This window comes from Pantoea sp. Acro-807 (genome assembly GCF_011752675.1).
Lineage (GTDB): Bacteria > Pseudomonadota > Gammaproteobacteria > Enterobacterales > Enterobacteriaceae > Pantoea > Pantoea eucrina.
In genome coordinates this window covers 20,006-42,036 of sequence record NZ_VWXE01000002.1, presented here as the reverse complement: position 1 = coordinate 42,036, position 22,031 = coordinate 20,006, and the positions used below count along the sequence as shown (strand labels likewise).

Below are 22,031 nucleotides of genomic sequence, written 5' to 3'. Positions count from 1 at the left end.
GGAGATTCACGGCTGGACAGAGATATCTGTCGCGAAGTAGCGCTTCTGAATAGTGTCAAACGTGCCGTTTTTCTTCAGCTCATCAAACGCGCCGTTGAGCGCAGCTTTGAGTTCAGTGTCGCCTTTACGCAGGCCGATAGCGGTGCCGGGGCCAATCAGCGGGTCCTGTACAATCGGGCCGGCCAGCGCAAAATCTTTCCCCTGCGGATGCTTCAGGAAACCGATCGCCGCCTGCGCAGCGTCGGTAAACACCGCGTCCAGACGGCCGGAGATGAGGTCGCTTTCCACCTGAGCCTGGTCGCCATACGGCACCACATTGACGCCGTGCGGCTGCCATTTAGCGCGCGCATAACGCTCCTGCACCGTACCCTGTTCCACGCCCACGCTTTTGCCCTTCAGCGACTCTGCGGTCGGCAGCAGGCCGGAGCCTTTACGCGCTATCAGCTGCACGTGCGTGTCATACATCGGTTCGGTAAAGTCGATCTGCTTCAGGCGCTCTTCGGTCACGCCCATATCGGAGAGGATAGCGTCAAACTTGCGCGCCTTCAGCGCCGGGATCATGCCGTCAAACTGGCTTTCCACCCAGACGCATTTGGCCTGCATCTGCGCGCACAGCGCGTTGCCCAGATCGATATCAAACCCCACCAGCTTGCCCTGCGGGGTTTTGGACTCAAACGGCGGATAGGTCGGATCAACCGCGAAACGCACCTGATCAATCTTTGCCTGCGCGCCAAAAGCGCAGCCAGCCAGCAGCGCCAGCGCTGCGGTATTGCGCAGACGCGCGGTAAAACGGGAGTGTGCCATAAACGGGTTCTTCTGTTGTAAAAGCGGGTATTCCGAGAGTACCCCCCGCGGTGGCGGATGGCAATTAGAGGATTATTTTCATCACGTTACCATTATGCAGCCGCTGGTAATCGTTAATATTCAGCACTACGGATCTCTCCAGCACTCCGGCATTAAACGCGATTTCGCCATAGCGTTCAAACAACAGCGGATCGACTACCAGCCGTAAATCTTCATGAAAGCTAAACGGTGGAATCGCCCCAAATACACAGGCGGTCAGGGCATCCACTTCTGCCGGGGAGGCCAGCGAGGCACGACGTCCACCCACCGCAGCCGCCACTTTACTCAGGTCCGCCTGCCGATCGGCCGGCAGCACCGCCAGTACATATTGCTTGATACCGTTACCTTTGACATGGCACACCAGCGCTTTCGCACCCTGGCCCACCTCTGTACCTCGCAAAGCCGCCACTGCTTCACACTTCCCGTTCGCTGCATGCTCCAGCAGGCGATATTGAGCGCCGTGCTGGTCGAGCAGGGCGATAAGTTTTTCATGGGTGGTCATGGGATGCGCCCTGTTGAGCCAGCAGCGCAATCAGCGTTTGCCGCATGTGAGATTGTTGTGGCAACAAACCCATTTCCAGCCCCAGCGGCCTGAAAGCGCGATTCAGCACATTCAGGGTTACGCTCTCTTTATCCTGTTCGATATCTGACAGGGTACGCCGGCTGATGCCAGCCAGCGCCGCATAGCGATCCTGTGAAAATCCCAGCACCTGTTTGCGGAGTTGCATAAGTAACTTGCCGTGGCTGGCTTTTTCTTCAATCGACTGACGTAATAACGCCAGGAATAACGCTTCACGTTCAAACGGCGTCATGGTTTTCATCATAATTTCCACCCTGCGATGCGCTCATCCAGAAAATTGAAGCCAACGCCGGGCATTTCGAGAATTGACGCAGGCACACCGCATTGCGCCAGGCGCACCTTAAGACCAGTCAGCTTTTTCGCTAGTATACGTAGCGCCTCCAGTAACCTTTTCTCAGAGACCAGATAGTTCAGACGTTGTGCAATCAGATGCCAGTTGTAATGACCGCCTTCTTCATACGGTGAGCCCCATTGTGTAGTACGAACCACACCTTCAGGATCGGCTTTCATGGGCGCAAAGTCGTAAACGGGGGCAAGCCACATACCGCTGGGTTTTTTCAAAATAGCACTGTTACGGCCATGATTATCGGAGTTGCCAAAGGCAATGTTCAGCATGTCGCGTTTAACCCATTCAATAACCAGTAATTCGCGTTCTGCCTCTGCCAAATTCAACTTTTCTATCAGACAGTGAATGATGTCGAAATGGTTGAGATAGCTTCCCGGCGCTTTTTGCATCAGTGAGTAGACGGATTCCAGTCCATACAGGACTTTTCTGTTTTCAACGAACGCTATATCAAATCGTGGTAGCCATAGCGATGGGTAACGTGTGCCTTCGCACAACAGCATTTGCCTGGTATCAATAGTGTCTATGCCCAGTGCCTGAAGTTCATGATAGAAGTGATACTCGGCGCGCAGAATATCGCAATCAATCGGGCTGCGAGCACCACGCGGATATTTAACGAGATAAGAGGTATCCTGATTCAAAGGATCGTCTTGCCAGGTATCTATCCACACTTCCTGTTGTGCATTCCGGCGTAACAATAATTTTGGCGCTTCCCCGCCTGCACCCGTTGCACCGCCGCTGGCCGCGCCCATCTGCTGTGCGTATTCAAGAAAATCACTGTCGCGCTCAATAGCCCATTCTGCGGAAAAACGCCGGGTTGGCAGAGTGCTATTCACAGGAAGCTGTGGCAGAGACTCTTTAATACGCAGATTACCCACGGGGGCGATGGTACCCGCTTTCAGTAGTGCGTAATCCTGCTCACCTGCGGATTTGCCCTGCAGTCCCAGTTGGCTGATCCAATAACGACGGCTGGCACCGGCCGGAATAATATCATCCAGAAACCCAAACCAGGGCTGCGCAAAATGGCTACCGATTAGCATGACAGGATAATTCAGGCTACAACTGGCAATATCATTGCGCTCCAGGTGTTCTGCTGCATAGGTAAAGTCATAAGCCAGTAATGCTTCGCTGCCACGACCAAGCTGGGGGGCTTTAACATTGAGCATGGCAGCATCATGCCAGACTCCGTCAAGGCAAAGTTGTAAGGTCAGCATAACCAGCCTTCTTTGAGCAATATATTGCTCAATATTAGCTGGATTTGCTTTTTTTGAGAAGAATGCTGCTCAAAATAATTCCTGGTTACTAATTTTGAGCAGCATGTTGCACAATTGGTTACTTATGACGGACGCGCAAATTGTTAACGATCGCGCTTAAATCCAGATCCTGGTCCTGCAGCAGCACCATCAGGTGATAGAGCAGGTCGGAGGCTTCGTTGGTCAGTTCATGACGATCGTTCACCGTGGCCGCCAGCGCGGTCTCCACGCCCTCTTCGCCAACCTTCTGCGCAATACGCTTGGTGCCGCTGGCGTAGAGGCTGGCGGTATAGGAGCTGGCGGGATCGGCATCTTTCCGCGACGCCAGCAGCTGCTCCAGTTGATAGAGGAACGTCCACTCCGGGGCGGCAGGCGAGAAGCAGCTGGAGGTGCCAAGATGGCACGTCGGTCCGATGGGGTTCGCCAGCACCAGCAGCGTATCGTTATCACAGTCTGGCGTAATGCTCACCACTTGCAGAAAGTGGCCGGAGGATTCGCCTTTGGTCCAGAGCCGCTCTTTGGTGCGCGAGAAAAAGGTGACGTTGCCTTCCGCCAGCGTTTTTTCCAGCGCCGCCTCATTCATATAACCGTGCATCAGCACTTCGCCGGAGACGTTGTGCTGCACGATAACGGGCATCATGCCCGCGGTTTTGACCCAGTCCAGGCGGGCCAGTTGGTCTGCTGTTAACACGCGCGAATCTCCACACCGTTGTCGATCAGAAAGTTTTTCAGCTCACTGATATTAATAATCTGCTTATGAAACACCGACGCCGCCAGGGCACCATCAACGTTTGCCTGCGTAAAGGCGTCAAGGAAGTGCGGCATGGTGCCGGCACCGCCGGACGCGATTAGCGGCACGCTGCACACTTCGCGGACCTTCTGCAGCTGAACCAGATCGTAGCCGTTACGTACGCCATCCTGATTCATCATATTCAGCACGATCTCGCCCGCGCCGAGCTTCTGCACTTCCCGCACCCAGTCAAGGGTTTCCCACTGCGTAACCCGGGTGCGCGCTTCATCACCGGTATACTGGTTGACGTGATATTTACCGCTCGCCTCATCAAACCAGGTATCAATGCCTACTACTATGCACTGCACGCCAAAACGGTCGGCGAGACGGGTGATCAGCGTCGGATCGGCCAGCGCCGGGGAGTTGACCGAGATTTTGTCAGCGCCAAACTGCAGAATGCGCGCGGCATCCTCCTCGCTTCTGATGCCGCCCGCGACGCAGAACGGAATGTCGATCACTTCCGCTACGCGGGAGACCCAGCTTTTGTCGACCACGCGGCCATCCGATGAGGCGGTGATGTCATAAAACACCAGCTCGTCGGCCCCTTCCTGCGCGTAGCGCTGCGCCAGCGGCACAATGTCGCCGATGATTTCGTGATTGCGGAACTGCACGCCTTTTACAACCTGTCCGTCACGCACGTCCAGACAGGGGATTATCCGTTTTGCCAGCATGAAATCGCCTCCGCTACCGTAAATTTATCTTCCAGCAGGGCACGACCGACGATCACACCCTGCGCACCGCTGCCGCGCAGCGCGGCGATATCCGCCAGCGAGCCGATGCCGCCGGAACTCTGAAAGGCGATGTCCGGAAAAGCAGCAGACACCTCTTTATACAGCGCTACGTTAGAGCCGCTCAGCGTGCCGTCGCGTGAAATGTCAGTGCAGAGCACATGCTTCAGGCCCACCGGCTGATACCAGCTAATCACCTCTTCCAGCGTAACGCCCGCCGCTTCCTGCCAGCCGCTGATCGCCACTTCTTTACGGTTAGCCGCGTCGATGCGCACATCCAGCGCCAGCACGATGGCGTCGGCACCGAATTCGCTGAACCAGCTTTTCACTTCTTCCGGCTGTTTTACTGCCGTTGAGCCGACCACCACGCGCGTGGCCCCGGCGGCAAGCAGGGCGGCCACATCATCACGCTGGCGAATGCCGCCGCCAACCTGCACCGGTACGCTGACGCCGCGCAGCAGCGTGGTCAGCAGCGGGATCTGGCGCTTAGCCGGATCTTTTGCACCGGTCAAATCCACCAGGTGCAGCACACTGGCGCCCTGGCGTTCATACTCCTGCAGGCGCGGCAGCGGATCGCTGCCGTAGTCGCGCTGCTGACCGTAGTCACCCTGATGCAGGCGCACCACCTTGCCATCAATCAAATCTAACGCGGGGATAATCATTACATCTCCAGAAAGTTTTTCAGCAGCTGCGCGCCCGCTTTGCCGGAGCGCTCGGGGTGAAACTGCACGCCAAAGAAGTTATCTTTCTGCAGTGCGGCGGTAAAAGGCAGGCCGTAGTCACACTGCGCAATCGTGGCGGCGTTAACCGGCATCGCGTAGCTGTGCACAAAGTAGAAGTAGCTGCCATCCGGAATATCGCGGAACAGATGGTGTCCCGCTTTGGCGGTGATCTGATTCCAGCCCATGTGCGGCAGCGGCAGGCCCTGCGTATCCATCAGCGCCACCGGCTCATCAACGATACCCAGCGTGCTGATGCCGCCATTCTCATCGCTGCCGCGTCCCAGCAGCTGCATACCGAGGCAGATCCCCAGCACCGGCTGCGTACAGGCTTTGATCAGATCAATCAGCTCGCGCTCTGCCAGCTGGTTCATCGCCGCCTGTGCGGTGCCGACGCCCGGCAGCAGCAGTTTATCGGCGCGCAGTACCACATCGGCATCGCGGCTCACTTCAGGCGTATAGCCGAGGCGCTCAATCGCCCATCTGACCGACGAGAGGTTGGCGCAGCCGGTGTCGAGAATGACCACGTTCATCACAGCACTCCTTTTGAGCTCGGCAGGGTATTCCCCTCGACGCGGATCGCCTGGCGCAGCGTGCGGCCAAAGGCTTTGAACAAACTCTCCACGCGGTGGTGATCGTTACGGCCTTTGGTTTTCAGGTGCAGCGTGCTCATCATGGCGTAGGAGAGCGAGCGGAAGAAGTGCTCGACCATCTCAGTGCTGAGATCGCCTACGCGCTGATAGCTGAACTCCGCTTTGTATTCAAGATGCGGCCGGCCGGAGATATCGAGCGCGCAGCGCGCCAGACACTCATCCATCGGCAGCACAAAGCCGAAACGGCCAATGCCGCGCTTGTCGCCCAGCGCCCTGAGCAGCGCTTCGCCCAGCGCCAGGCCGGTATCCTCCACCGTGTGGTGATCGTCAATATAGAGGTCGCCTTTGACGTCGATATTCATGCGAAAGCCGCCGTGTACCGCGATCTGGTCCAGCATGTGGTCAAAAAAGCCGACGCCGGTGTTGATTTTGCTGCCGCCTTCACGATCGAGCCACACTTCCACTTTGATCTGCGTCTCTTTGGTGTTGCGGTTGACCAGCGCATAGCGGTCGCGTTTGGTGAGCTGCGCCTGAATGGAGGCCCAGCTCTCGCCTTCGGCGCCGTAGCGCAGGCCCTGAATGCCCATGTTTTCCGCCAGCTGCAGATCGGTCTGACGGTCGCCAATCACATAGCTGCTGGTTTTATCCAGCGCGCCCTCTGCCAGCCACGCCTCAACCAGCCGGGTTTTGGGTTTACGGCAGTCGCAGTTATCGGCGGGCAGGTGAGGGCAGATCAGCACATCGCTGAAGTTGATTCCCTGCGAGGTAAAGATCTGCATCATCAGCGTATGCGGCGCATCGAAATCGGCCTGCGGGAAGCTTTCGGTACCCAGACCATCCTGATTGGTGATCATCACCAGCTGGTAGCCCGCTTCCTGCAGCGCCAGCAGCGCGGGGATCACATCTTTCTCCAGCGCCAGCTTATCCAGGCGATCTACCTGAAAGTCAGACGGCGGCTCGGCAATCAGCGTGCCGTCACGGTCAATAAAAAGGATCTTCTGGCTCATGCTTGCTCCACAGAAAAGGCTTGCAGCGCGGCGATCAGGCGCTCGCACTCGGTTCGGGTACCAATTGAGATGCGCAGGCATCCGGCAAGACCGGGATTTTTGTTCTGGTCACGCAGAATAATGCCCCGATCCCACAGCGATTTAAACACGGCTGGCGAGTCGGTGAAGCGCGCGAGAATGTAGTTGGTCTCGCTCGGAAACACCTGCTCCACCACGGGCAGCTGCGGAAGCTGTTCATACAGCCATGCGCGGTTCGCGTTGAGTTCAGCGACATGCTGACGCATCAGCGCAATGCCCGCCTCGCTCAGCGCCTGCGCCGCAACGTCAGCGACCGGCGTGGCAAGCGGATAAGGTGCGATCACCTTCATCAGCAGATCGATAACCGGCTTGTTAGCCAGGGTGAAACCGCAGCGCAGACCCGCCAGCGCGAACGCCTTTGAGAGCGTACGCAGGATCACCAGATGCGGATACGCCTGCAGCCACGCCGCAAGCGTTGCGGCCGGGCAGAACTCAATATACGCCTCGTCTGCTACCACCAGCGCTTTACCGGCGGTCATGTCCAGCAGCGCCCGGATATCATCCTGATTGATCAGGTTACCGGTCGGATTGTTCGGGCTGCAGAGGTAAACCACTTTTACGCCATCGAGCTTACCGGCAATGGCCGGCAGGTTAAGCTGCCAGTTGTCCAGCGCCGGCACGGTACGGTACTCAATACCGATGGTTTCGGCGCTGACGCTGTACATACCATATGTCGGCGGACAGAACAGAATGGCATCTTTGCCCGGCTCGCAGAACGCGCGCATCAGCAACTCGATGCCCTCATCAGCGCCGCGGCTGACCAGAACCTGCTCCGGGGTTAAACCGGCGTAGGCGGCATAGCGCTCAATCACCAGCCGCGGCTGGCACTCCGGATAGCGATTCAGCGTCTGCTGTGACAGCTCAAACGGCACCGGCAGCGGAAATTCGTTAGCGTTCAGCCAGACATCCCCGTTGCCACCCAGGCGACGCGCTGACTGGTAGGGCGTCAGGGCGCGGACGTTAGCACGCGCTAACGTTTCAATTTCAGTGCTCATGCTTGCTCCTTCAGGGCGGCAACGCGCAGGGTAACGGCGTTTTTGTGTGCATCAAGCTGCTCGGCGGCGGCCAGGGTTTCAATGGTGGCGGCCAGGTTCATAAAGCCCTGCGGTGTCAGTTCCTGCACCGTCATCCGCTTCTGGAAATCTGCCAGTCCGAGGCTGGAACTGGTGGCGGTATAGCCATAGGTTGGCAGGACGTGGTTAGTGCCCGAGGCGTAGTCACCGGCAGATTCCGGTGACCAGTCGCCGAGAAATACCGAACCGGCACTGGTGATAGCATCGACCAGATCGCGCGGCTGGCGCGTCTGAATGATCAGGTGCTCCGGACCATACTGGTTTGAAATCGCCACGCACTGCGCCAGATCCTGCGCCACGATCAGGCGGCTGCTCGCCAGCGCCTGACGCGCGGTGGCGGCGCGCGGCAGTGCGGCCAGCTGCGCCTCAACGGCCTGTGCCACCTCTTCGGCCAGCCTCTGCGACGGCGTCAGCAGGATCACCTGAGAGTCAGGACCGTGTTCCGCCTGCGACAGCAGGTCAGAGGCGACAAACGCGGGCGTCGCCCCTTCATCTGCGATCACCAGCACTTCAGAGGGGCCGGCAGGCATATCGATAGCCGCGCCGTCGAGCCGCTGGCTGACCTGACGCTTCGCTTCCGTCACCCAGGCGTTGCCCGGGCCAAAGATTTTGTCCACTTTCGGCACCGATTCGGTGCCGAAAGCCAGTGCAGCAATCGCCTGCGCGCCGCCGACCTGAAACACCTCCTGCACGCCGCACAGCTGTGCGGCATAGAGAATTTCATCGGCAACCGGTGGCGGCGAGCAGAGCACTACGCGGCCGCAGCCAGCGATGCGCGCCGGCGTTGCCAGCATCAGCACGGTGGAAAAGAGAGGCGCAGAGCCGCCCGGAATATAGAGGCCTACCGACTGCACCGGCCGCGTAATCTGCTGACAGCGCACGCCGGGCTGCGTTTCGACATCCACCGCGGCCAGAATCTGGGCGTTGTGGAAGGTCTCAATATTGCGCACGGCAACCGCCATCGCCTGTTTAAGCTCGTCGCTCAGGCGTGCGCTGGCGGCCTGCATCTCTGCCGCAGAGACGCGCAGCTGGCTGATCTGCGCCTTATCAAACTGCGCGCTGAAGTCGCGCAGTGCCGCGTCGCCGCGCGATTTCACTTCCGCCAGCACGTTCTGCACGGTGGCGCTGACGGTGGCAGAAGCGGCAATGGCCGGACGCTGCAGCAGCGCCTGCTGCTGTGCGGCGTCGCACTGCTGCCAGCTGATTGGGGTCATCAGGGTGCTCATCGGTTACTCCAGCATTTTTTCAATCGGCAGCACCAGGATCGAGCTGGCGCCCAGCGCTTTCAGTTTTTCCATGGTTTCCCAGAACAGCGTCTCGCTGCTGACCATGTGCATCGCCACGCGGCTCACTTCGCCCGCCAGCGGCAGCACGGTAGGGCGCTCGGCGCCAGGCAGCAGGGCGATAACCTCTTCCAGCCGCTCGCTCGGCGCGTGCAGCATGATATATTTTGATTCGCGCGCTTTGATCACGCCCTGGATGCGCGTCATCATGGTGTCGACCAGCGCCTGCTTGGCAGCCGGCAGCTCGCCGTCGCGCTGGATCAGTACCGCTTTGGAGCGGTAGATCACCTCGACCTCACGCAGGCCGTTGGCCTCCAGCGTGGCGCCGGTAGAGACCAGATCGCAGATCGCATCAGCCAGGCCTGCGCGCGGCGCGACTTCTACTGAACCATTCAGCAGGCAGGATTTAAACGGGATACCCTGTTTGTCGAGATACTGTTTCAGCAGATGTGGATAGGAGGTGGCGATACGGGCGTTGTTCAGGCACTGCGGACCGGTATAGTCGGCATCTACCGGCATCGCCAGCGACAGGCGGCAGCCGCCGAAATCCAGACGACGCAGCGTAAAGTAGCGCGGATCCTCACCCTGCGAGCGGCGGGTCAGCAGCTCCTCTTCCAGCACGTTCTCACCGACAATGCCGAGATCGACCACGCCATCCATCACCAGACCGGGAATATCGTCATCGCGCACGCGCAGGATATCGATAGGCATGTTCTCCGCAAACGCAATCAGACGCTGCTGCTGAAGGTTGATTTTGATGCCGCAGCGCGCCAGCAGTTCGCGTGATTCATCACTTAAACGGCCAGATTTCTGCATAGCTATGCGTAAACGGGTGTTATCTAACATGGTTCCTGTCCTCTTATTTGATCCTGTCTGAACGTGTTACGTTTGCGTTCGCCCATAAAAAAACCCCCGGAAGATGATCTTCCGGGGGCTCTCTTTGCGTTCGCACCACTGGAAGATCCTGAACGTCTCCCAGCACACATCGCCTGAAAGACTAGTCAGGGTGATGGTGGTGATGATGGTTGAACTGAACGCGTGTCATAATAAATTCCGTTGCTGAATGAGTATTCATTTGCGTGCTGATTAACCTAGCGAAGATGGCGCGGCTTGGCAACCCTTTTTTAACGTCAGTTTACGGAACCTTCCGCAACACTTTGCGCTGGTTTGCCGGGCGGCGCCGCTCTAAGATGAGATAACGATGGCGCGCAACAGCAGGAGCAGAGATGAAACGAGTCGCGATTACGGGTCTGGGCTGGCTGGGGATGCCGCTGGCAATGGCGCTGACGGCGCGGGGCTGGGAAGTGACCGGCACAAAAACCACGCCGGATGGCGTTGAAGCCGCGCGGCGCTGCGGCATTGAGGCGTATCAGCTGAAACTGACGCCGGAAATTGAGTGTGATGCTGACGAACTTGAGGCGCTGATGCAGGTGGATGCGCTGGTGGTTACGCTGCCGGCCAGCCGCACCGTGCAGGGGGCTGACGCCTATATGCAGGCGGTACAAAACGTGGTGGACACGGCGCTGGCAAGCCGGGTGCCGCGCATTATTTTCACCAGCTCCACCTCGGTCTACGGCGCAGGTGAGGGGATCATGAAAGAGCAGAGCGCGCTCCAGCCGGAGACAGTCGCCGGCAAAACACTGGTCGAGCTGGAGCACTGGCTGCACGGCCTGCCGGGCACCAGCGTGGATATTCTGCGGCTCGCCGGTCTGGTGGGGCCGGATCGCCATCCTGGTCGCTTTCTGGCCGGGAAAACCGGGCTGGAACAGGGCAGTCACGGCGTGAACCTGGTGCATCTGGATGATGTGGTAGAGGCGATTATGCTGCTGCTGCAGCGGCCAAAAGGCGGGCACACCTACAACCTCTGCGCGCCGCATCATCCGTCGCGGGATACGTTTTATCCTGACGTGACAAAGAAGCTGGGCCTGGTGCCGCCCACGTTCAGTGCGCAGTCCGGCCGCCCGACCGGCAAACTGATTGATGGCACAAAAATCTGCGATGAGCTCGGCTTTGAGTATCGCTACCCCGATCCGGCACGCATGCCGCTGGCATAAACCCGGCAGGAGATCTGCGTCTCCCGCTGCGGCTCAGACGCCCAGCCGATCGCGCAGCGCATACCATACGGCGCCCATTGCCGTCAGAGGAACTTTAAACCGGCGTCCGCCAGGGAATGGCAGATGCGGCAGCCGGGCAAAGGCATCAAACCGCTCCGCCTGACCGCGCAGCACCTCGGCAATCAGCCTGCCGGCGAGATGCGTGCAGGTTACGCCATGGCCGCTGTCGCCCTGCATAAAATAGGCGTTCCGCTCCAGCTGACCAAACTGCGGCATCCGCGACAGCGTCAGCAGAAAATTACCGCTCCAGCGGTGGCTGATTTTGATATTGCGCAGCTGCGGAAATGTGCGCTGCAGCTTGGGCAGGATCAGAGCGTCAATGTCAGCTGGTTCGCGCGCGCCATATACCACGCCTCCGCCATACAGCAGACGGTTATCCGCGGTAAGACGAAAGTAATCGAGCAGATAGTTACAATCTTCCACGCAGTAGTTGTTAGGCAGCAGCCCGAGCGCCTGGTCGCGGCTCAGCGGTTCAGTGGTCACAATCTGCGAGCCGCACGGCATGCTTTTGCGGCTCAGGCGCGGCTCCAGCTGCGCCGGCAGATAGGCGTTGCCGGCAAAGATCACAAAGGTAGCATGCACCTCCCCGTGCGCGGTGGTAATGCGGTGCGGTGCGCCGTAGTGCACGGCGAGGGCGGCGGAGTGTTCATAAATACGCCCGCCGTGGCGGCGGATCGCCTCCGCTTCTCCCAGCGCCAGGTTCAGCGGATGCAGATGCGCACCGCGCTTATCCAGCAGACCGCCGACATAGCGATCGGTAGCGATTTCCCGCCGGATGCCGCGCTCATCCAGCAGCTCCAGGCTCTGATTGCCGTAGCGCGCCCAGCTCGCCTGCTGACGATGCAGGTGGCCCATCTGCCGCGGGTTGAGGGCAGCGAAAATACCGCCCGGCCGGTAGTCGCAGCTGATGGCGTAGCGATCGATACGGTCGCGGATAATATCGGCACCCTCAAACATCATGCTGCCGAGCATCGCGGCGGTTTCTTTACCGTAGCGCTGCTCGATCACATCCACGTCGCGGCTATAGGAATTAACCACCTGACCGCCGTTACGTCCGCTGGCACCAAAGCCGATGGTGGCCGCCTCCAGCACGACCACTTCGTAGCCCGCTTCGGTCAGAAACAGCGCCGAGGAGAGACCGGTAAAGCCGCCGCCGATAATACAGACGTCGCACTGAATACTCTCCTGCAGCGCAGGCCAGGGGGCGTGCGGATTAGCGCTGGCTGCGTAATAGCTCTCCACTTGGTGCATCACATCCTCCTCAGGGTCGTGCCTGGTGATAATCGCTGGCGGCCTGAATAAAAGCAGCAAACAGCTGGCGTGAAACCGGGTTCTGCTCAGACTGCCACTCCGGATGCCACTGTACCGCCAGCGCAAAAGGGTGATGACGCAGGCTCACCGCCTCAATCACGCCATCTGCGGCGCGTGCTTCTATGCGCAGCTGCGGACCCGGCGTGCGTACGCCCTGCGCATGCAGTGAGTTAACGGCGAAGGGGGCCTGGCAGTCAGGCAGCTGACTCAGCAGCCCGCCCGGTTCCGGCGTGACCAGATGCGCCGCAGCGTACTGTTGCGACAGCGGCCGGGCGGGGTCTTCACGGTGATCCTGAAACCCGTCAACCTGATGCAGCTGACGATAGAGCGCGCCGCCATTGGCGACCACCAGCTCCTGCAGGCCACGACAGATACCCAGCAGCGGCATCTGCCGGCTGGTGGCCCAGGTAATGGCCGCAAAGGCCAGGCGATCGCGCCCCGGATCGCTGTGCGCTTCACTGCCCGCTTCGCCATAGTGCCAGGGTTCAATATTGCTGGGGCTGCCGGGCAGCAGCAGGCCGTCCAGCAGCGCCATGCTTTGCGCCAGCAGCTTTGGTGCCTGCAGCAGCTGATGCGGCAGCGGCAGCGGTACGCCACCGGCCGCGACCACCGCATCCGGATATTTATTGTGCAGCGTCTGAGCGGGGTGGGGACCGGCCATGTTCTGGCACATCACTATTCCGATCAGCGGTTTTACAGCATCTGTCATCATCGGGTTACCACGCTGAGAGTGCTGACGCTCTGCCGGCAAATTCAGGCAGGCGTTTAAGCGAGCCTGTTATTCTCAATCTAATCTGCCCGCGCCGAACTGCAAACCAGATTGTTACATTTGCACACTATTTGTGTTGGCGCTATGTTAGAGCTGTAGTTCGGAATTAAAGCATCGCGCAAACCTCATTAACGGTAACTGGCGGGTGGTATATGACGAATATCGTGGAAGTAGAAGATTTCACGCGGCACAGTGAAGAGAAGCGAACAAGCGCGTTCCAGCTGGAGGTGAAAACCTGGCTGGAACGCCATCCCGAAACGCAGTATGTCGATATCCTGTTAAATGATTTAAATGGTGTTTTTCGCGGTAAGCGCATTCCGGTTGCCGCGCTGCCAAAGCTGGAAAAAGGGTGTTACTTTCCCGCCTCTGTTTTTGCCATGGATATTCTCGGCAACACCGTTGAGGAAGCCGGTCTCGGACAGGCACTTGGCGAACCCGACAACCTCTGTATTCCTGTTCCTGGCACGCTTATCCCTTCTGCTTCCGATCCGCAACGCATTGCCCAGCTGCTGCTGACGATGTGCAACCAAGATGGCACTCCCTTTGACGTTGAACCCCGAAACGTGCTGAACCGGCTGTGGCAGCAGCTGCGCAATCGCGGGCTGTTTCCGGTGGTAGCGGTAGAGCTGGAGTTCTATCTGGTTGATAAGCAACGTGACGCCGGCGGCTTTATTCAGCCACCGTGCTCGCCGGGCAGCGCAGAGCGCAACATGCACTGTCAGGTTTACTCCGTGGATAATCTCGACCATTTTGCTGACGTGCTGCGCGATATCGACGCGCTGGCGCAGCGGCAGGGGATCCCGGCCGATGGGGCACTGGCAGAAGCCTCGCCGGGGCAGTTTGAGATCAATCTGCATCACACGCAGGATATTCTCAAAGCGTGTGATGACGCGGTTCTGCTGAAGCGGCTGGTGCGGCAGGTAGCGGAAAATCACGGTATGACCGCCACGTTCATGGCGAAGCCCTATGAAGAGTATGCCGGCAGCGGTATGCACGTACATATCAGCATGCTCGACGCGGCGGATCATAACGCTTTCTCTCTCGATGATGGCAGCAACTCGCCGCTGCTGAAGCGCGCGCTGGCGGGCATGATTGACCTGATGCCGGCGTCAATGGCGCTGCTGGCGCCCAACGTCAATGCTTACCGGCGCTTCTCGCCAGAATCGTTTGTGCCGCTGCAGGCGTCGTGGGGACATAACAATCGCACCGTGGCGCTGCGCATTCCGTGCGGCGACAAAGAGAACCATCGCGTGGAGTATCGCGTAGCGGGTGCGGATGCAAATCCCTATCTGGTCGTGTCAACAATTCTTGCCGGTATTTTGCACGGTCTGGATAATCAGCTACCTTTACCTCATGCGGTGACCGGAAACGGACATGCGGCGGAAGGGCTGGCACTGCCGATTCGCCAGAGCGACGCACTCTATGAGTTTGAGAGCAGCTACCCGCTGCAGAAGCTGCTGGGAGAGCGTTTCAGCCGCGTGTGGCATAGCTGCAAGCAGTGTGAGCTGCGCGAGTTTGAGCGATTGATCACCGCTACAGAGATTGACTGGATGCTAAAGAACGCCTGACGCACAGAAGAATTGCGTTAACGTCTTGTGTCGATGGTATAAGTTGGGGCAAAATATGCCCCCTGCAAAAGACAGAACATAGCCGACGCATTGAGCGTCGGTTATTTTTTTGCATAATGTTTTTAATACATACATAACCGAGGCCGGACACGTATCCGGATAGATAGACACCGAAACACGCTTCTGCGTGAGATTTGAGGAACAAAGATGGGACTGTTTACAATTGCACCAGCACTGGCTGGTTCTCGCTTTCGTGATGATTACGGCGCGGCGACAATCGCAAACACTAATATCACTTCTCACTGCAGCACGTTGCGCAGTATCCCTGTGGTACAACTGACATCAGTTGCTGCTGTAGGGGGTCTGAACAATGTCGCTTAATACCTCTGCCGCACCTCAGCGTGCACATCTGAAAAAAACTCTGACCCTGCTTCCGGTCGTCATGATGGGCCTGGCGTATATGCAGCCAATGACCCTGTTTGATACCTTCGGCATTGTGTCAGGTTTAACCGACGGCCACGTCGCCACCGCCTATGCTTTCGCCCTGATTGCGATTCTGTTTACGGCTGTGAGTTACGGTAAGCTGGTACGCCGCTTCCCATCTGCGGGCTCCGCTTATACCTATGCTCAGAAAGCCATCAGTCCGCACGTCGGCTTTATGGTGGGCTGGTCATCGCTGCTGGACTATCTGTTCATGCCGATGATCAACATCCTGCTGGCAAAAAGCTACTTTGAGTCGCTGGTGCCGGGCATTCCGTCGTGGATTTTCGTTGTGCTGCTGGTGGCCTTTATGACCATCTCCAACCTGCGTGGTATCAAAACCGTGGCCAACTTTAACAGCGTCATCGTGGTGCTGCAGGTTGTAGTCATGGCCGTGATCACCGGTATGGTGGTTTACGGTGTGGCGCACGGTATTGGCTCCGGTACGCTGGTGAGCACGAAGCCGTTCTGGTCTGAGCATGCTCAGGTGGTGCCGATGATCACCGGTGCGACGATTCTCTGCTTCTCGTTCCTCGGCTTTGACGGCATCAGCTCGCTGTCGGAAGAGACCAAAGATGCTGAACGCACCATTCCGCGCGCCATTTTCCTGACGGCGCTGATTGGTGGTGTGATCTTTATCGCGGTCTCCTATTTCCTGCAGCTCTACTTCCCGGATATCTCGCGTTTCCAGAATCCGGACTCGTCACAGCCTGAAATCATGCTGTTTGTGGCCGGTAAAGCGCTGCAGATCGGGATCCTGATCTTCTCCGTGGTGACCGTGCTGGCGTCAGGCATGGCAGCACACGCAGGCGTTTCACGTCTGATGTACGTGATGGGCCGCGATGGCGTCTTCCCGCAGCGTATCTTTGGCTTCGTGCATCCAAAATATCGCACGCCGTCACTGAACGTACTGCTGGTCGGCGCGGTGGCACTGCTGGCTATCAACTTTGATCTGGTGACCGCTACGGCGCTGATCAACTTTGGTGCGCTGGTCGCGTTTACCTTTGTTAACCTCTCTGTGATCGCGCAGTTCTGGATCCGTGAGAAGCGTAACAAGACGCTGAAAGACCATCTCAACTATCTGGTGCTGCCTGTGATGGGCGCGCTGACGGTGGGTGCACTCTGGATCAATCTCGAAGAGACTTCCATGGTGCTGGGTCTGGTATGGGGCGCAATTGGTATCATCTACCTGGCGTTCGTGACCCGTACTTTCCGTAATCCGGTCCCGCAGTTCAGCGAAGAAGTGTGATGTTCGTGACCGGGTGCGCAGCGATGCGCACCCGGTCTGCTCTCTGCAGTACCTGCCTCCTGATATCCGTTACCTGCGCCTGCCGTTTCCTCTCTGTGCTTCCAACTCTTTGTTCATCATTACTCGTCCCTCAGCAGCAGCATAATGACGCCACTATCCCGGCGGGCCGGGCGATGGTGAAACCTAACGCTCACTGCTACATCGTCGATAACACGCCACACAGCTTTATTAAGCCACTGAGCCGCGTAATGAAGTCTGCTAACACCTTTTCGCGAATAAATCACAGTTTTTTATTTTATTCACAACTTAATAAAATAAAAAAACATCAATAAGAATATCTGCCCGCGTGCTTCTGCTAATTCATAAGCTGACTTATGTAAAGTTGCTTTATTTTTTGACTAAATTGATTGTGCTTTATTTAGCAGGATTGAATAATTATCAATATTACTCTCTGTGTCCTTTTAAAAGGAATATTAAATGGCGCTTCTCAGGCTCGTTACAGCGACAGGCTGTCAATTCATCCTCGGGGCTGCTCTCTGCAGCGTGCCTGTCTCCCGGGCTCAGGTTTCTAACTCAGGCGATTCATCTCTCACCTGTCAGCCATCGGGAGGCTGTTCAGGCAATATTGGTATTTTAGCCACGGGAACGGCAACCCTCTCTGATGGATCGTTTTCCAGCCTTTCAGACATTATCAGAGTAGGCCGGTTTGGCACGTTTTTGCTGACTGGCGCGACTACTCATCTCACTTCTTTTGACATGAGCCTCGGTGACAGCAGCGCGCCGGGCGCAGGTTCAGTGCTGGTGAGCAATGGCGGCCGTCTCTATCTACAGCGAAGTGAGATCTATGGTACCGTGACGGCCAGAGGCAGCGGTTCACACTTTAACTTGTATAACTTCGATAATAATTATTCATTAGATAAGGGATCGGTGCTCAATATACTGGATGGTGCAACAGGCAATGTTGCGCAAATAAACGGTTTAATCAGTGACGGCAGCACAATTAACGTTTCTGGTAAAGGTTCATACCTGAGGATGCATTCAAGCATACTCGTGGATGACCAGCGGTTAACAAACAGTACTATTAATATAGACAATGGCGGCCTGCTCGATATACGGGCGGGGACCAGTAGTAATGCCCCTCCAAAAAATATAATAGCGAACGGGAGTTTAATAAGCGTCAACGGCGCGAACTCAACTCTGCAGGTGGCTGACCTGATTGCCACTGGAACCAACCTGCAGGTTCTGAACGGTGGATTAGCCGATCTGACGGGCAATATGGTTCAGACCGGGGGGCGCCTGCTGCTTGCCGGAGGCGGCACTCTGACGGCAAATACCTTCAGCTTAACCGGAGGCTCAGGCTCAGCCCCGGCAACCCTCCAGATTGGTGATGCCACAAATGGAATAAATGGGCCAGGCGTGATCAATACCCGTTTAACCCGTTCAATTGCCCTGGCTTCAACGTCATCATCGCGTGCAGGCGTGGTATTTGATCACACCGGTTCAGATTATGTTTTTACCCATGCTCTCACAGGCAACGGGGATGTCGCCGTGTTATCCGGCACCACTACTTTGGCTAATCAGAACAGCTATTCAGGCACCACCTCTGTAACCGGCGGAGTGCTGCGCGCGGGAGCGGCCAACGCCTTAAGCAGAAACTCCCGCTATCGCCTGTCAGGCACAGGTACGCTGGACCTGAATGGCCTAAGCCAGGATCTGGGGCAGGTAACCAACGACGGCACCGTCATCGTAAGCGGTTCAGCATCACCAACCGTTGTGAATATGAATGCAGGATATACAGGCAGCGGACGGCTGTCAGTGGCTGGCGAGAATACAACGCTTAATATTACCGGACCGTTTACAAATGTGGGCGCTGTTGAGGCGGCATCCGGCGCAAAAATCACTGCAGCTGCGCTGACTAATAATGGCCGGGTCATGCTCAGAGATACCGGGACCACGCTCACGCTCGCAGACGGGCTGACCAGCAATGCTGACTTCAGCGTCACTGGCGGCGCAGCAGTTACCACCCGGCGCGTGACGAACGGCGGCACTATGCTGCTGAGTGGCGCAGGCAGCAGCATGCGTCTCTCCGGCCAGTATGACAACGCCGGCATCCTGCAGCTTGAAGAGGGTGCTGGCTTTACGTCAGGCACTTTCGTTAACGACGGCACCGTGCTGATTACCGGCAGCGGTACGCAGCTTCACACTGACACCCTGACAAACAACAGCACCGGTCTTATTGACCTTAACGGCTTTAGCCGGACGCTGGGCGACATCATCAACGCCGGTACCATCAACCTTGCCGGGAGCAGCGCCGGTGCGGTGCTGACCGTAAATGGCAACTACACCGGCTATAACGGCCTGCTGCTGTTTGGTACTGAACTGGGCGACGACAGCGCCACTTCAGATCGGCTGATCGTGACCGGTGATGTAACCGGCACTACCCGGGTCCGGGTGAATAATCTGGGCGGTAGCGGCGCAGAGACGCTGAACGGTATTACGTTGATTGAGGTAGAGGGCAGCGCGGACAGCAGCGCCTTTACGCAAGAGGGCCGCATCGTGGCGGGCGCCTACGACTACCGTCTGGTGCGCGGGAACCGGGACTGGTATCTCACCAACCGTACGGATCTTGAAACCGGGCTTCCCATTATTCCGGATGAAGAAGAGGGCAACGGCAGCGGTGGCGATAATGGTGGCGGTGATGGTGATAGCGGCAGCGGTGATAACAGCGGTGGTGATAACGGCAGTGGCAGCGGGGGCAGCAGCGGTAGCGACGGCAGCGGCAAAGGCGTCATGGTGCTGCGTCCGGAGGGGGGCGCCTATGCGGCAAACCTGGCCACGGCTTCGACGCTGTTCGACACACGCATGAACGACCGCCAGGGCACCTGGTACCTTGATCCGGTCACGGGGGAAGAGAAGCATACTTCGCTGTGGCTGCGCACATCGGGCGATCATAACCGCCTGAACGCGGGCGGCGGACAGCTTTCAACCCGCGCTAACAGCAGCGTGACGATGCTGGGCGGTGATGTGGCGGCGACGGAAACGGCGCGTTTTGGTCTGATGGCGGGCTACGGCAACAGCAAAAGCAACACCGCATCAACCATCACCGGCTACCGGGCCCGGGGGCAGGTTAACGGGTACACTACCGGCCTTTACGGGACCTGGTTCGCGCAGGGCACGGACGAAAGGGGCCTGTGGGCAGACAGCACGCTGCAGTACAGCTGGTTTAACAATAGCGTGGATGGTGAGGACGAGGCGGGCGAGTCCTACAGTTCAAAAGGGCTGAGCGCATCACTCTCCACCGGCTATGTGATCCCGCTGGGCGAAGGAGCGCGCACGGCATTCTTTCTGCAGCCGCAGGCGCGGGTGAGCTGGTCAGGAATTAAGGCGAATGATCACACCGAGCGCAACGGTACGCTGGTGCAGGGTTCAGGCCAGGATAACATAAGCAGCAGCCTGGGGATGAAGGCGTTCATGAAAGGTCACTCGCAGCTGGACGACAACACCGGACGCCAGTCCGGGCTGTTCGCGGAGGTGAACTGGATCCACAACACGCGCGAGTACGTGGTGCGGATGGATGGCGTCAGCGTTTCGCAGAACGGCAGCCGCAACATCGCGGAGGCGCGCGTGGGAATAGACGGGGCGCTGGGCGGCGGCTTGGGCGTAAAAGGCACCATCGGACAGCAGGTGGGTGATAAAGGCTGGTCAGATACGGCGGCGGCGATAAGCATCAGTTACCGGTTCTGAGCCTGTGCGGCCTGATACGGGCCTGCGGCGGCAGGCAACACCCTGCCGCCGCAGCGCCTCTCCTCAGGAGACCAGCGCCTGAGCGTAGTGATAGAGCGCTTTCAGCTGCGCCATCTTATCCGCATCCTCTTCGTGCAGGCTGGCGAGCGACTCCAGCTCCAGCAGAAACGCCTGTACCCGCTCTGGATTTAACGCTTCGCGGCGATGCTGCAGCCAGCGCTGCTGCTCGCGATCGTCGAGGGTGCCGGGGAAATTACGCGCCCGGTAGCGGAACAGCAGCGGATTGACGCGCGCGTCGTTAAACGTAAGATCCAGCGCGGGCAGGTTCTGCGGCGCCGTCTGACGCAGAATATTCATGCCGGCGCGATCGGCATCGCTGAAGAAGCCGTCATAGAGCTGCGCATCAACATCCTCCGACGGCGTAAACGGCTCCGCTTCAGCAAACAGCGTCACCACTTTTTCGCGTACGTCGACGTGCTGGCGCAGCAGGGCGAGGTTCGCCAGACAGTGCTGGCGATCGATCCCGAGCCGCTCCGCATCCTCCGGGCGAAGCGTACTGGCCGGGGCCAGCACCGGGCACTTATTGATGTGCACCAGCTTGATCGGCACCGGAGCCGCATCGCCCAGTTCGCTCTGCCGCGTATAGAGGCGCTCGCGCAGCGCGTCCGGCTCCAGTTCCAGCAGCGGCGTCATATCACCCGCCAGGTCCGCCACAATCAGCGCATTTTTATTATCAGGATGCCACGCCAGCGGCACGATCCAGCTGGTATTGCCCCGCGCGGCGCCAAACATACCGGAGACGTGAACCAGCGGCTTCATCTGCGGAATATCAATCAGGGTCATCAGCTTCTGCTTATTACGATGCGCAAACAGAAACGCATACAGCTTTGGCTGCTTCTCTTTGACCAGTTTTGCCATCGCCAGCGTCGCCCATACATCCGACATCGCATCGTGCGCCTGTTCGTGCGCCACGCCGTTGGCTTGCGTGAGATGCTCCAGCTTAAAGCTGGGAAAGCCCTCATCATTTTCCGGCCAGACAATCCCTTCCGGGCGCAGCGCATAGCAGGCGCGCATCACATCCAGCAGATCCCAGCGCGAATTGCCGTTCTGCCAGCTCCAGCCGTAGGGATCAAAAAAGTTGCGGTAGAAGATGTTGCGCGTGACTTCGTCGTCAAAGCGCACGTTGTTATAGCCGATCACGCAGGTATTGGGCTGGGTAAACAGCGCGTGGATACGTGCAGCAAACTCCGCTTCCGTAACGCCGCGCGCGCGCGCAACCTGCGGCGTAATGCCAGTGATCATCACCGCTTCCGGCTGCGGCAGATAGTCATCTGCAGGCTGACAGTAGAACACCTGCGGTTCACCCACCGGGTTAAAGTCGGCATCGGTGCGCAGGCCGGCAAACTGGGCCGGACGATCCAGCGACGGGCTCTTCCCGAAGGTTTCATAATCATGGAACAGAAAGGTGAACTCAGAGGCGGGCACGGCGTTATCCTGGATTGAAAA

Annotated in this window: 20 protein-coding genes and 1 other annotated feature; of the genes, 4 read left to right on the top strand and 16 right to left on the bottom strand. The window is 58.1% G+C overall.

All coding sequences use genetic code 11. The features are described 5' to 3' along the window. Positions 1-6: 6 nt before the first annotated feature. The 13 genes from F3J39_RS06735 to hisL all read right to left on the bottom strand — a co-directional run bounded on the left by F3J39_RS06735 (position 7) and on the right by hisL (position 10,335). Positions 7-804: an ABC transporter substrate-binding protein gene (locus F3J39_RS06735; protein WP_039385333.1), complete on the bottom strand. Its 798-nt coding sequence runs from the start codon at positions 802-804 to the stop codon at positions 7-9. Positions 805-868: 64 nt separating this feature from the next. Further along, positions 869-1,345 (bottom strand): YbaK/prolyl-tRNA synthetase associated domain-containing protein, encoded by a 477-nt coding sequence (locus F3J39_RS06730; protein ID WP_039385330.1) that lies wholly within the window; start codon positions 1,343-1,345, stop codon positions 869-871. Beyond that, positions 1,332-1,667: a helix-turn-helix domain-containing protein gene (locus F3J39_RS06725; protein WP_039385326.1), complete on the bottom strand. Its 336-nt coding sequence runs from the start codon at positions 1,665-1,667 to the stop codon at positions 1,332-1,334. The genes F3J39_RS06730 and F3J39_RS06725 overlap by 14 nt, the downstream gene beginning before the upstream one ends. Further along, positions 1,664-2,980 (bottom strand): HipA domain-containing protein, encoded by a 1,317-nt coding sequence (locus tag F3J39_RS06720; protein ID WP_166713989.1) that lies wholly within the window; start codon positions 2,978-2,980, stop codon positions 1,664-1,666. The genes F3J39_RS06725 and F3J39_RS06720 overlap by 4 nt, the downstream gene beginning before the upstream one ends. 118 nt (positions 2,981-3,098) lie before the next feature. Further along, the gene (gene hisIE, locus F3J39_RS06715; protein WP_071667989.1) at positions 3,099-3,710 is read right to left on the bottom strand and encodes a bifunctional phosphoribosyl-AMP cyclohydrolase/phosphoribosyl-ATP diphosphatase HisIE; all 612 of its coding nucleotides are present in this window, start codon (positions 3,708-3,710) and stop codon (positions 3,099-3,101) included. Then, on the bottom strand, positions 3,704-4,480 hold the full coding sequence (gene hisF / locus F3J39_RS06710; RefSeq protein WP_039385316.1) for an imidazole glycerol phosphate synthase subunit HisF: 777 nt from the start codon (positions 4,478-4,480) through the stop codon (positions 3,704-3,706). The genes hisIE and hisF overlap by 7 nt, the downstream gene beginning before the upstream one ends. Continuing rightward, positions 4,462-5,199: a 1-(5-phosphoribosyl)-5-[(5-phosphoribosylamino)methylideneamino]imidazole-4-carboxamide isomerase gene (gene hisA, locus F3J39_RS06705; RefSeq protein ID WP_166713988.1), complete on the bottom strand. Its 738-nt coding sequence runs from the start codon at positions 5,197-5,199 to the stop codon at positions 4,462-4,464. The genes hisF and hisA overlap by 19 nt, the downstream gene beginning before the upstream one ends. Then, entirely contained in the window at positions 5,199-5,789 is a 591-nt protein-coding gene (hisH, locus tag F3J39_RS06700; protein WP_039385312.1) for an imidazole glycerol phosphate synthase subunit HisH, read from the bottom strand. Before hisH ends, hisA begins: the two co-directional genes overlap by 1 nt. Then, positions 5,789-6,856: a bifunctional histidinol-phosphatase/imidazoleglycerol-phosphate dehydratase HisB gene (hisB, locus tag F3J39_RS06695; RefSeq protein WP_039385309.1), complete on the bottom strand. Its 1,068-nt coding sequence runs from the start codon at positions 6,854-6,856 to the stop codon at positions 5,789-5,791. Before hisB ends, hisH begins: the two co-directional genes overlap by 1 nt. Then, complete coding sequence (hisC, locus tag F3J39_RS06690) at positions 6,853-7,929, bottom strand: histidinol-phosphate transaminase (protein ID WP_108569548.1); 1,077 nt, start codon at positions 7,927-7,929, stop codon at positions 6,853-6,855. The genes hisB and hisC overlap by 4 nt, the downstream gene beginning before the upstream one ends. Continuing rightward, positions 7,926-9,233, bottom strand: a complete 1,308-nt coding sequence (gene hisD / locus F3J39_RS06685; protein ID WP_145338958.1) for a histidinol dehydrogenase — start codon at positions 9,231-9,233, stop codon at positions 7,926-7,928. The genes hisC and hisD overlap by 4 nt, the downstream gene beginning before the upstream one ends. 3 nt (positions 9,234-9,236) lie before the next feature. After that, a complete protein-coding gene (gene hisG, locus F3J39_RS06680; RefSeq protein WP_039385304.1) occupies positions 9,237-10,136 on the bottom strand; it encodes an ATP phosphoribosyltransferase in 900 nt (299 codons plus the stop codon). Positions 10,137-10,190: 54 nt separating this feature from the next. Further along, positions 10,191-10,312, bottom strand: a sequence feature (His leader region). Beyond that, positions 10,288-10,335: a his operon leader peptide gene (gene hisL, locus F3J39_RS06675; protein ID WP_100396937.1), complete on the bottom strand. Its 48-nt coding sequence runs from the start codon at positions 10,333-10,335 to the stop codon at positions 10,288-10,290. (Overlaps the previous feature by 25 nt.) Positions 10,336-10,516: 181 nt before the next feature. Between hisL and F3J39_RS06670 the strand changes: the two genes are divergently transcribed. Next, complete coding sequence (locus tag F3J39_RS06670; RefSeq protein WP_039385302.1) at positions 10,517-11,344, top strand: SDR family oxidoreductase; 828 nt, start codon at positions 10,517-10,519, stop codon at positions 11,342-11,344. Between the two features lie 33 nt (positions 11,345-11,377). On the opposite strand, the gene F3J39_RS06665 is transcribed toward F3J39_RS06670, so the two are convergent. Further along, positions 11,378-12,655, bottom strand: a complete 1,278-nt coding sequence (locus tag F3J39_RS06665; RefSeq protein ID WP_166713987.1) for an FAD-binding oxidoreductase — start codon at positions 12,653-12,655, stop codon at positions 11,378-11,380. A gap of 10 nt (positions 12,656-12,665) precedes the next feature. Then, the gene (puuD, locus tag F3J39_RS06660) at positions 12,666-13,427 is read right to left on the bottom strand and encodes a gamma-glutamyl-gamma-aminobutyrate hydrolase (RefSeq protein WP_166713986.1); all 762 of its coding nucleotides are present in this window, start codon (positions 13,425-13,427) and stop codon (positions 12,666-12,668) included. A gap of 209 nt (positions 13,428-13,636) precedes the next feature. Here puuD and F3J39_RS06655 point away from each other — a divergent pair, with 209 nt between their 5' ends. From F3J39_RS06655 to F3J39_RS06645, 3 genes are all read left to right on the top strand, one after another. After that, a complete protein-coding gene (locus F3J39_RS06655) occupies positions 13,637-15,052 on the top strand; it encodes a glutamine synthetase family protein (RefSeq protein ID WP_039385294.1) in 1,416 nt (471 codons plus the stop codon). 370 nt (positions 15,053-15,422) lie between these two features. Next, positions 15,423-16,781 carry an APC family permease gene (locus F3J39_RS06650; RefSeq protein WP_104085170.1) on the top strand — a complete coding sequence of 453 codons (1,359 nt, stop codon included), beginning with the start codon at positions 15,423-15,425 and terminating at the stop codon, positions 16,779-16,781. A 1,203-nt stretch (positions 16,782-17,984) separates the two neighbouring features. Continuing rightward, positions 17,985-20,525, top strand: a complete 2,541-nt coding sequence (locus tag F3J39_RS06645; RefSeq protein ID WP_166713985.1) for an autotransporter outer membrane beta-barrel domain-containing protein — start codon at positions 17,985-17,987, stop codon at positions 20,523-20,525. A 63-nt stretch (positions 20,526-20,588) separates the two neighbouring features. Here F3J39_RS06645 and sbcB read toward each other — a convergent pair whose 3' ends face one another. After that, entirely contained in the window at positions 20,589-22,010 is a 1,422-nt protein-coding gene (gene sbcB / locus F3J39_RS06640; protein WP_166713984.1) for an exodeoxyribonuclease I, read from the bottom strand. Positions 22,011-22,031 lie beyond the last annotated feature (21 nt).